Source organism: Bacillus sp. M5A3_1b (genome assembly GCF_053345335.1).
The window spans coordinates 426,717-439,325 of record NZ_JBKEZY010000003.1 but is presented as its reverse complement, the minus strand read 5'-3'; the positions used below and the strand labels follow the sequence as shown (position 1 = coordinate 439,325).

Annotated in this window: 2 protein-coding genes; both read right to left on the bottom strand. The window is 35.4% G+C overall.

All coding sequences use genetic code 11. The features are described from left to right. Positions 1-122 precede the first annotated feature (122 nt). Positions 123-1,523: a M28 family metallopeptidase gene (locus tag ACLBWW_RS11875; protein WP_061671868.1), complete on the bottom strand. Its 1,401-nt coding sequence runs from the start codon at positions 1,521-1,523 to the stop codon at positions 123-125. Positions 1,524-2,013: 490 nt separating this feature from the next. Next, complete coding sequence (locus tag ACLBWW_RS11870) at positions 2,014-12,195, bottom strand: SpaA isopeptide-forming pilin-related protein (RefSeq protein WP_447614047.1); 10,182 nt, start codon at positions 12,193-12,195, stop codon at positions 2,014-2,016. Positions 12,196-12,609 lie beyond the last annotated feature (414 nt).

Sequence of the window (12,609 nt, the reverse complement as noted above, 5' to 3'; positions counted from 1 at the left end):
GTAATCATTTTTGTTACACTTAATATTGTATAGGATAATGAGCAGGAGGAAATATGCTTTTATGCATATATATATTTTCTCAATAAAAGACCACCGATAAAAATCAGTGGTCTTTTAAATGATTAAGCAGCTTTCTGTTCAGTTTGAGCAACAGATTTTTGAAGTGTATTATAAACTCCTGTCCCGATAACTTCTAATGCCATTTTCATACGTTCAGGCGAAATGTTTTCTAACACATTATCTTGAGGCGTATGGTATACCTTCTCAATATGATAGATTAATGGATTCCAACTATCGACACCCATCCAAATAAATAGGGCGGCAGGAATACCAACTTCAGCAAATGGCACGTGATCACTAGAGCCGAATTTCCCTTGCAGTACGAGGTCATTATTTAATTGTTTACCTGCTTGTAAGGCTGCGTCTGTTACAAGGTTTGGAGAACCGTTAGGCGTCATAGCATATAAATTCTTTGCTTTATCGTAATTTGTTGCAACCATGTCTGCGTTAAAGACACCTAAAATTCGATCGCGTTCTTTTTGGGATAAACTATTAACGTAATAATCGGAGCCAAGTAAGCCAGTCTCTTCAGAACCAAAAGCAATAAAACGAATTTCTTTATCAGTTTCTACATTTTGAAAAGCACGAGCTAGTTCTAATACTAATCCTGTACCAGAAGCATTATCATTTGCTCCAGGTGCTCCAACGACACTATCATAGTGCGAACTTACAACGACAGCTTTTTCATTACCTGTGCTGTTTTTTGGTTTCTTTTTAGCGATGACATTAAGTGATGTTAAGTTAGATTCATGTCTCGCTTTTAGAGAAAGAAGAGTGGTCCCTTTTTTAGCGATTTCCTCTTTAAATGCATTTCCTTGTGCATAAGCAAGACCAAAGACAGGGATAGACTGCTTTTTCGTTAGGCGGGGATTGAAGGTTTGTCCATAATTTCCGCGTCCGCCAATTAAACTGTATAAAAGGACACCTTTTGCTCCTTTGCTAACAGCATTTTCAACTTGTTTATTATAGTCTGTAACTGTTGTTCCTCTTTCAAATAGAACAATTTTTCCGTTTACTTCATTTGGGATATCCTCTAATTTTGTTCCACCTTGAACAAAGATAAGAGGAGCTGTAACAGCTTCTGTAGAAATTAGTGCGTTAGCGGCAGCTCCGGCTTGCCAATTACGTTTTGTGGATAATGGTGATTCAATAAATCCAACGTATTGATCCGGCACTTGAAATGGTTGATATTCTACTTCATAGCCCATTGATTTAAGCTGCATACCAACGTAGCGAGAAGCCCATTCTTCTGATTTTGTCCCACCAGGGCGAGGACCAATTGTTTCGGATAAGAAACGGATGTGTTCGATGGCACGGCTTGCATCAACTTGTTTTGTGATAGGTGAAGTCTGTGTGATTTCTGACGTGGAATCAGCTTTGGCTTGTCCAATTGGAGCTAAGCTAACAGCGAGTGATACAGCAAGCAAAGAGCTTACTATTTTTTGTTTCAAAGATTTTTTCATTTTTTCCTCTCCTATTCTTCTATTCTCTCTGACTGACAAAAGAAGACGGATAACGACTTTATTTTACCGTTACCTTTATTATTTTTCAATATTCTGACATTGAGAAATAAAAAAACGCTATATGCATATTTACATATTTTTGATGAAGATATGTATGCTATCATTTTAAATGAAGGTTCGCTTTCTGCTTGGAAAGCTCCTACATTGCATGAATCTAGTGTACCCAAACTTTAGATTATGTAGAGAAAAGAATCCTATAGGGTTTCTTTTCTCATGTTTGAATCATGTGATGATAAATATGTTTCCGCATTTCATACTTATTATCAGTGATATATGTAAGGCATCCATATGAAAATACGAGGCTGTTCAAAGGTTTTCCGTACTTTTGGGCAGCCTCACCCCGTTAAAAGGACAATACTCTATGTATCGTCCTTTTTTGGTATAAAAAAACACCTAATCAAATGTTTACTTGATTAGGTGTGAAAAACTATTAATAATATTTTTTTCGTTTTGTAGCTAAAATACTTAACAAACCAGCTAGTAGAAGTACGATACCTACTGTTTGAGTAGGATCATTTTTGTGACCTGTATTTGGAAGTTCTTTACCCTTATTTCGGTCATCTTGCTGTTTGTTTATTTGTGTGTCAGGGTTTTCTTTTTCTAGTTCTTCAGAAGTTCCTTTACCATGTGTGTCAGGATTTCCTTTTTCTAGTTCTTCAGAAGTTTCTTTCCCTGTTTCCTCTTCTTTATTAGGAGGAGTAATTGGTTTATCATCTCCACCGGATGAAGAATCGATTTTTTTATTTGAAACTGTAATTTGTAGTGGTGCAGCTTGAGCTTTTTCAATTGTAAAATTTATTGGTGATGCATCTAATTGATAGCCTTTAGGAGCCTTTGTTTCCACTAATTGATAATTACCAGGTTTCAAATCATTTACGATTAATTTACCATGCCCGTCTGTTTGTAAACCTTCTCGTACTACTTTTCCGTCGTGATCTAAAATATTGAAAAGGGCACCTTCAAGTGTTCCATGGTGATCAATATCAATTTTAGTTAACTCCATTGAACCTGTTGTTAAACTATTTAAAGCTGTAACAGAAGTAACTTGAGATTGTCCTTTCGTAATTGTGAAAGGAATTGGCTTAGCACTTAAATCGTATCCAATAGGAGCCTTCGTTTCAATAAACTGATAGTCTCCCGGACGTAAATCAGAAACAGAAATTTTTCCATCTTTATTAGTAGTTAAATCAGAACGAACATCAAGGCCGTTATGATCAACGATTTTAAAGATAGCCCCTTCAAGAGTAGAGCCGTCGGTGTCGTCGACTTTAGTTAATTCAACAGCGCCCTTCGTTAAGCTATTCGTAGCGGTAACAGAAGCTTTAGTCGTTTGACTTTTTTCAACAGTAAACTTGATAGGGTTTTGATTTAAGTCGTAATGGTTAGGAGCCTTCGTTTCAACGAACTGATAGTCTCCCGGACGTAAATCAGAAACAGAAATTTTTCCATCTTTATCAGTAGTCAAATCAGAACGAACATCAAGGCCGTTATGATCAACAATTTTAAAGATAGCCCCTTCAAGAGTAGAGCCGTCGGTGTCGTCGACTTTAGTTAATTCAACAGCGCCCTTCGTTAAGCTATTCGTAGCGGTAACAGAAGCTTTAGTCGTTTGACTTTTTTCAACAGTAAACTTGATAGGGTTTTGATTTAAGTCGTAATGCTTAGGAGCCTTCGTTTCAATAAACTGATAGTCTCCTGGATGTAAATCAGAAACAGAAATTTTTCCATCTTTATCAGTAGTCAAATCAGAACGAACATCAAGGCCGTTATGATCAACGATTTTAAAGATAGCCCCTTCAAGAGTAGAGCCGTCGGTGTCATCGACTTTAGTTAATTCAACAGCGCCCTTCGTTAAGCTATTCGTAGCGGTAACAGAAGCTTTAGTCGTTTGACTCTTTTCAACAGTAAACTTGATAGGATTTTGATTTAAGTCGTAATGAGTAGGAGCCTTCGTTTCAATAAACTGATAGTCTCCCGGACGTAAATCAGAAACAGAAACTTTTCCATCTTTATCAGTAGTTAAATCAGAACGAACGTTGTGCCCGTTCATATCGACGATTTTAAATACTGCATCTTTAAGGACAGAACCGTCAACGTCATCCACTTTAGAAAGTTCAACAGCGCCTTTCGTTAAGCTATTCGTAGCAGTAACGGAAGCGATTTTTTCTTGTCCTTTTTTAACTGTGAACTTAATAGGTGTTTCGTTTAAGTCATAGTGATTAGGAGCTTTTGTTTCGATAAACTCATAGTCTCCTGGTGGTAATTCATCCACAACTAAACGGCCGTTTTTATCAGTAGTTAAATCAGTACGGACGTCGTGTCCATCCTTATTAACAATTTTAAATACCGCACCTTCAAGTGTTGTGTTTTCTTCAACATCGTCAACTTTAATTAACTCCACACTACCTTTCGTTAAGCTGTTCGTAGCTGTAACGAAGACATGTTTTGTTTGACTTCTTTCAATTGTGAACTTAATCGGCTCTTCATTTAAGTCATAATGTTTCGGAGCTTTCGTTTCAATAAACTGATAGTCTCCAGGTTGTAAGTCTTTAGCGATGATTTTTCCGTCTTTATTGGTAACTAAATTCGTACGAATGTCGTTACCGTTCATATCAGTAATTTTAAATACCGCACCTTCCAGCGTTTCTTTCGCATCTAGAGAGTCAACTTTCGTTAATTCCACGCCACCTTTAGTTAAGCCATTTTTAGCAGTAACGGAAACGTGAGCTGGTTGGCTTTTCTCAATAGTGAAAGAAATCGGTGTTTTATTTAAATCATAATCTTTAGGAGCTTTCGTTTCAACGAATTGATAATCTCCTGGTCGTAAATTAGAAGCAGAAACTTTCCCGTCTTTATCAGTAGTTAAATTCGTGCGAACAACTTTACCTTTCGCATCAATGATGTTAAATACTGCATCAGAAAGTTTTGTATCTGGATTTATATCATCCACTTTAATTAATTCAACAGCACCTTCAATTAAGCTGTTACTAGCGGTGACTTGTAGTTTCTCTGCTTGGCTTTTCTTAATTGTAAATTTAAGCGGTGTACTGTCTAATTTGTAGTGTTCAGGAGCTTTTATTTCAATGAACTGATAGTCCCCTGGACGTAAATCGGGAACAGAGATTTTTCCATCTTTAACAGTAGTTAAGTCAGTACGAACATCATTGTTTTTGTCATCAACAATTTTAAATACTGCACCTTCAAGAGCTGTACCGTCGATATCATCCACTTTAGAAAGCTCTACCGCACCTTTTGTTAAACTATTTTTAGCAGTAACAGAAATCGGTTCAGCTTGTCCTTTTTCAATAGTAAAAGGAATTGGTTCTTTATTTAAATCGTAGTGTTTCGGAGCTTTCGTCTCGATAAATTGATAATCACCCGGACGTAAGTCAGAAACGCTAATTTTACCTTGTGAATTTGTAGTAAGATTCTTGCGGATTACAGTCCCATTCATATCAACAATGTTGAATACTGCGCCTTCAAGAGCTGTACCGTCGATATCATCCACTTTAGTAAGTTCAACGCCGCCTTTTGTTAAACTATTTTTCATAGTAACAGTAGCAATATCTTTTTGGCTTTTTTCAACTGTAACTACAATTGGTTTTTTGTCTAAATCATAATGTTTCGGAGCCGTTGTTTCGATAAATTGATACGTACCAGGACGTAAATTTTCAACAACGATTTTTCCTTCACTGTTCGTTTTTAAATCTGTTTTAAGCACTTTCCCGTTTTGGTCTAGTAAATTAAATACCGCATCAGAAAGTTTCATTTGATCGTTTAGATCATCTACTTTAAGTAGTTCGATACTACCCGGTTGTAAGCTATTTTTAGCAGTTAAAGTAATAGCCTTCTTCTGTCCTTTTTCAATAGTGAAATGGATTGGTGTTTCATCTAAAACATAATGCTTAGGAGCTTTCGTTTCGATGAATTGGTAATCACCCGGACGTAGGTCGTCGATTTCGATTTTCCCTTTACTATTTGTAACAAGATCTTTATGAATTACAGTACCCTTCATATCAACAATGTTAAATACTGCGCCTTCAAGTTTAGTGCCATCGATGTCATCTACTTTAGAAAGTTCCACTGCACCTTTTGTTAGAGCGTTTTTAGCTGTAACATGAAGCGTTTCAGTTTGGCTTTTCTTAATTGTAAATTCGATCGGTTTTTTATTTAAATCGTAATGTTCAGGAGCAACTGTTTCAATAAACTTATACGTACCAGGACGTAGATTTTCAACAACAATTTTTCCTTCAGCATTTGTTTTTAAGCCTTCTTCAACTATCTCTCCATCTGCATCTAATAAATTAAATACAGCATTAGCGAGCTTCGTATCAGTATCAATATCGTCAATTTTTGTTAATTCCACGCTACCTTTTTTCAACATATTTTTACCTGTAACAGTAATTTTTTCCGTTTGACTTCTTTCAATTGTAAATGGAATCGCTGTTTCGTCTAACACATAATGTTCAGGAGCCTGAGTTTCAATAAATTGATAGTCTCCAGGGCGTAAGTCAGAAACCGAAATTTCGCCTTTGTCGTCTGTAACAAGGTTTGTGCGAACTTCGTTACCCTTCATATCAACAATTTTAAATACAGCACCTTTCAGCATTGTACGATCGATGTCATCAATTTTCGTTAATGTGACTGCACCTTTCTTTAAGCTGTTAGTAGCGGTAACGTTAATATTTTCTTTTTGACTTTTTCCGATGGTGAACGGAATAGGATCGTTGCTTAACGTATAGTCTTTAGGAGCTTTTACTTCAATAAATTGATAGTCACCTGGGCGTAAATCAGAAGCAGAAACTTTACCATGTTCATCAGTAGTTAATCCTTTACGAACCACCTTTGTCGTATCATGAGCATCAACAATGATAAATTCTGCACCTTCAAGAGTAACGCCATCAATGTCATCAACTTTTGTTAAAGTAACGCCACCTGTAAGTAAACTGTTTGTTACAGTGACAGGGAATGGAAGATCATCCTTGCTACCTTTTTTAATCGTGAACTTAATCGGTGTTTGATCTAATTTATAATGTTCAGGGGCTTCTGTTTCAATAAATTGATAATCCCCTGGTGCTAAATCAGGAATAACTAGTACTCCATAATCATCTGTTTTTAAATCTTTCATAATGTCAGTGCCAGTTGCGTCTTGTAATTTGAATACAGCGCCAGCAAGAGCTATTTTGCTATCCACATCATCTTCTTTAATAAGTTTAACTTTTCCTTTCGTTAAACTATTTTTAAATGTAAGTGGAAGAAGTTTTTGTTGTCCTTTTTGGATTGTAAATTCAATAGGTTCTACATTTACATCGTAATAAGTTGGAGCCTTTGTTTCGATAAGTTTATAGTTACCGGGACGTAAGTCATCTACGACTAGTATTCCTTTACTATTCGTAACAAGTTCCGTACGAACATCTTCATTCGTATCTCTATTAACGATTTTAAATACAGCACCTTCAAGTGTTTCTTTTTCATCTGCGGCATTTACTTTTGTTAATTCAATACCGCCTTTTGTTAAGCTGTTTTTAGCAGTAACAGTAGCCGACGTTGTTTGACTTTCTGTAATCGTGAACTTGATTGGCTTTGTATTTTTATCGTAATACTTCGGTGCTGTTACTTCGATAAATTTATAATCGCCAGGGCGTAAGCCAGTAGCGATAGCTTTACCATCCGCACCAGTTTTCACATTTTCGCGAATGACTTTCTTTTCATCGTTAGCATCAACAATTTTAAATACAGCACCTTCAAGAGCTGTACCATCGATATCATCAACTTTTGTTAATTCAACATCTCCTGGTTTTAAAGCATTTTCAGCTTTCACAAGTAGAGTTTCTTTTTGACTTCTATCGATTTTAAATGGAATCGGTGTCTCGTCTAGTACATAATGCTCAGGAGCCTTTGTTTCAATAAACTTATAGTTACCAGGGCGTAACTTATCAGCTTTTGTTTTTCCATCAGCATCTGTAGTTAAGTCAGTACGAACGTCATTATTATTTAAATCGACAATTTTAAATACGGCACCTTCTAGAGGTTTTTTATCACCAAATTCATCAACTTTTAATAATTCGACTTCGCCTGTTTTTAAACTGTTTGTTGCCGTAACAGTAGCAAAAGACTGTTGGCTTTTATCGATTGTAAACTCAATAGGGTTTGCATTTAACACATAATCCTTAGGAGCTTCCGTTTCAATAAATTTATACGTGCCAGGCTCTAAGTCTTTAACAGTTACTTTACCATCTGCACCAGTTTTTACATTTTCGCGAATGACTTTCTTTTCATCATTAGCATCAACAATTTTAAATACAGCACCTGCAAGAGTAGTTTTATCATCGATATCATCAGTTTTTGTTAAAATGACGCCACCTTTAATGAGGTGATTCGTTGCTGTAACAGTAACTGCTTTCTTTTGACTTTTGACAATTGTAAACTCAATTGGTTTTTTATCTATGTCATAGTGTTCAGGTGCTTTTTCTTCAACAAATTGATAGTCTCCAGGACGTAAATCTTTTGCTTCGATTTGTCCTTGATCATTTGTCGTTAATTTTCTATAGCCAGGGATTATTTTGTTATTTCGGTCTCTTACACTGAACTCCGCGCCTGCTAAAGTTTTTCCATCTTTATCGACTTTTGTTAAAATGGCCGATCCTGGAATCAAACTGTTTGTTGCAGTTCGGTTTATTACTGTTGTTTGATCTTCCTCGATTTTAACCTCAATCAGTCGATCATCTAATTTATAATGTTCAGGAGCCTTTGTTTCTTTTAAGTAGTACGTTCCTGGTTTTAAATTATCTACAGTAATTTGTCCTTTGTCATTTGTTGTTAATTCTTTATGTTCAGGAATGACTTGTTTGTTTTGATCTAGTAAAGAGAAAACAGCATGTTCAAGTTTTTCCCTACTCTTAGCATCAGTCTTTGTAAGTACTACTTTCCCGACAAACTTCTTATTTGTAAGGGTATATTTTGTAATTTCGTCAGAACCTAGCTCAACAAGTATACCTTCTCTTAATTCTTTACTAATTACATAACCTTTAGGAGCTTTCGTTTCTTTAATCATATATTTATCGCGTCGTAAGTTGTTAAACTTAGCGACACCGTCATCATCTGTTGTAATTGGTCGAATAGCGGTTGTACCTGTTTGATCATATAAAGTAAATTCTGCTCCGGCTAATGGCACTTTTTGATCTTTATCATCAACCTTTATAATTTGAAGGCTTCCGCGTCCTTTACTAGCAGAACCACCTCCAGATCCAGAAGATACTTTAACTTCAACGAACTTAACATCTTCCACTTTCGTTAATGTTAAACGATGACCAGTAATCGTCGCTTTATTACTTACCCTTTCATTATGGTCTGCATTAATGAGTGAGCGGTATTCTAAAATATAAGCTTGATCAATGGTATGAAGGAATTCAACTTTAAACTGTTGTTTCCCCGTATCGTTGTCTGTTATTACTTTGAGTTTATAGTCTGTTCCTTCTTTTAATTCATTTGCTGTATCTTTTGTTAAAGTTCCATCTACGGCTACCGTTGTCGGATATAGATGGAATGACTTTTCATCTAGCATTTGATTGTCTGTCGGCTCATCTGTTACGACAGCATTTTCAATAGTTGACTGACTGGCATTAATAGAAACACTCCAATCAATATACTTGTCATTTTGTTTCGCTGTTTTCGTAACACCGCTACCACCGTTTGTAATCTCAAATGCACCATGGATAGTAGTAACAGTTTTCGATCCATCTTTTAAATCGGCATAATTATCGTAGCGCTTATTAATTTGTTCACCTGCAAGTGAAGTTTTAAAGCTAATATGGTAAGCCGTTTTAATTTCATTTTTAAAATGAATCGTTAATGTATTGTTATTATCTTTTGTTGGAGTTTCTATCGTATATTCGCTAGATGGAACAGGATCACCTACTTCAAATCCATGTGCACCACCAGTTAATTTCATATGTCGAACTTCAATAGATTCCGGTATTAATTTTTGGTTATCTCTTAATACATCAACGATAGAAGGGTCCTTAATCGTCATATTATTATAGTTAAAACCTATGTCCCATTTAATTTCTTTCGTTTGGGCATTGTAAGAACCGTATTTAAAGCCGTTTCCTTTTGTATAACCGTCAGGATTGAATGTATCATCGGATGAACTCTTTTTATTGTCACCATTTACATCTTTCCATGATAAATTTGCTGTATTTTTGAACGATTTATTATCCTTCTCTTTGGATAGATTCTCGTAATTAAAGTCTGTTGTGTATGTGATAGTTAAAGTTTTATCCATATTAGACTTGTAAATACCAGCTAGTTTCACTTCGAATCCTTTATCGGTTACATGAAGTGTGTAGTCATGCCCTAATTTAAGTTCATTTGATCCGTCAGTAATCTTGAAACTATTTTCCTGTAACGTTAGACCACCAAAGTCAAACGTATCTTTGATAACAGCATCGTTTAACACGTAGTTGTTATCATTTACAATAATTGTCCATTTTGTTGTTTTCGCATTGTAATCTGTATCGCCTGCATTTTTATTATGTTTCTTTATGATGTTTTGTTGTTGTAATGTAACTTTGTTTGTTTTACTTGAACCACCATCTGCAATAATTTTATTTTCGATTTCGCCATCTGCGATGACATCACCCGCGGCCTTTGATGTGTAAGTAATTACGTAGGCACTATCAATATCAGTAGTAAACTGTAAATCAAATCCCTCAGTCGTTTCTTTTACTGTGAAGTTTGTAGCATCGTCACCAGTGACAATTTGTCCACTATCATTATAAGAAGCGTTTTTTACAACGATAGAACTTTGATCAATTTTATGATCCTTATCTAGAATATCTTTTAAAAGAGCAGCCTCTTTTTTGATTTTTCTTTGGTCACCGTTGTAAGTGATTGTCCATTCAATTGTTTGTGTTTTTGGGTTGTACTTACTAGTTTTCTCTAGATGTGTCCCACGTGAAACAGTTACAGTGGCATTTGCTGATACACTATTTTGATTATCACTAGTTACTTTTGCGTTGTTTTTGAAAGTTGTAACACTTTCATCTGTAATCTTTGTCGCATATTCAATTTCATATGCTTTATTCGTTTCTTTTTTAAAGGCGATATTTAATTTATCAGAGGATGAAGTAAGTTCATATTCTTCCTTAGGAACTTCTGCTCCCCGAGTTGTCTTCCCGTTAATATCTACCTCTAAATAATAAACCTTAATAGAATCTTCATTGAGACTCGCTCCATTTGGAATGTTATCTTGAAAGACTGCATTTGTAAGCTTATCTTTTGTCTTGTTCATTTCTACTTTCCAATTAATTTGATTCGTATTAATTGGTCTATCAGGTACACCTTTTTTATCTATAGATTGTGTTACTTTAGGTTTGAAATCAAGTTCGATAATAACGTCTTTTTCTTTAATAGGGAATGGGATTTGTTTTTCGGTAGTCCCTGTAATTTTTACTTCATTAAACTCCGTACGAATGTTTAAATGTCCAGCTATATCAGGATGATCTTCAACATATTCGTTAAAAGTCATCGTTACTTTGCCATCTGGCGTAACAACGAACGATCCAATCGTATGTCCTTTTCCATCTATTAAATCTTGTGTAATTGTATTGTGGACAATAAAGTATTCTGGGAGTTGGAAAGTAAAGTAATCACCTTCTTTGACGTTCAGTGATTTCAAGACTTCCCATGTAAAATCGATTTGGGTAATAGAATTTGGATCTGGACGATTATCCGTATCATTAAATGGCTTACCGTCTTTATCCGTTAATGTGACACCTGTTAAAATATTTTCTGTAATTTGCTTAGGTGATGGATCTGGATTCTCAACGGGCTGTTCTGTTGTTTTATCATCAGGATTCTCCGTAGGCTGCTCTGCATCACCGTTCTTTTGCTCTACCACAGGTTGTTGAGCATCACCGTTCTTTTGCTCTACCACAGGTTGTTGAGCATCGCCATTCTTTTGCTCTACCACAGGTTGTTGAGCATCGCCATTCTTTTGCTCTACCGCAGTTTGCTGAGCATCACTATTCTTTTGCTCTTCCATAGGTTGCTGGGCCGTATCCTTATTCGTAGTAGGGGAAGCTGGGTTATCTACTTGAACAGGGACTGAAATAGACTTAGCTGTTATACCTAGAGGGAATGAGAGTTGAACAGATTTTGCACCAGGTTTTAAATCAGGATTGAATACTGTATCAAAATTGATTTTTCCGTTAGCGCCTTTGGAATCTTTTACTTGATCGTTAAATACTAGTCTCATTTTGTTATCGTTTGCTGTAACAAAATATTGACCAATAATTTGCTGATCTGCCATCAGATTTCCTTGTTGATTATTTTTAACTTTTAATGCGTTAGGTATTTGGAACACTGCTGAGTCTGTTTGATGATCTTTTATTGACCAAGCATATTCTAGGTGAATGTTTGATCCTACGTGTATTAAGTTTTTAGGATTTGTTGCTTCGTCAATAATCTGATTCGTTGCATCTTTCATTTCAACAGTGTCAAATAATGAATTGCCTGTTAATGTTTCCGCTTTTACTTGATTGTATGGAAAACTAGCAAGCTGCGAAAATAGTACGAATACAATTAAACATATATTGAAAAGTTTTTTCATTGTGCCTCCTTTATGAATCCTTCTATTGTATAGAAATGCTTTGTGAAGGGATTATTTGTCATGGATCAATAGGACTTACGTTATGCCTCCTTTACTACGTATACTCTCTAGAGAAAATATTCATATTCAATGCTTTGTAACGTAAAACAAATGTATATTTTAATAATATAGGGAATGAATATACAAATTTCGACAAAAAATGTCGAATGAAATACTGATAAGGAATGATATCAGACCTTTATAGAGTGTGACTTGTTATGTGGTTCTTTGTAAAATAGGTTCATACAAAAAATATGCAGTGAAATCCTTAACCTACTTTATATTGATTTGTATTCTTGCAATGTAAAAAGAGTCTTTATAAAGGTGAGTTTTACGATACATGCTAACCAAAATAATGTATCCTATTGTAAAAAA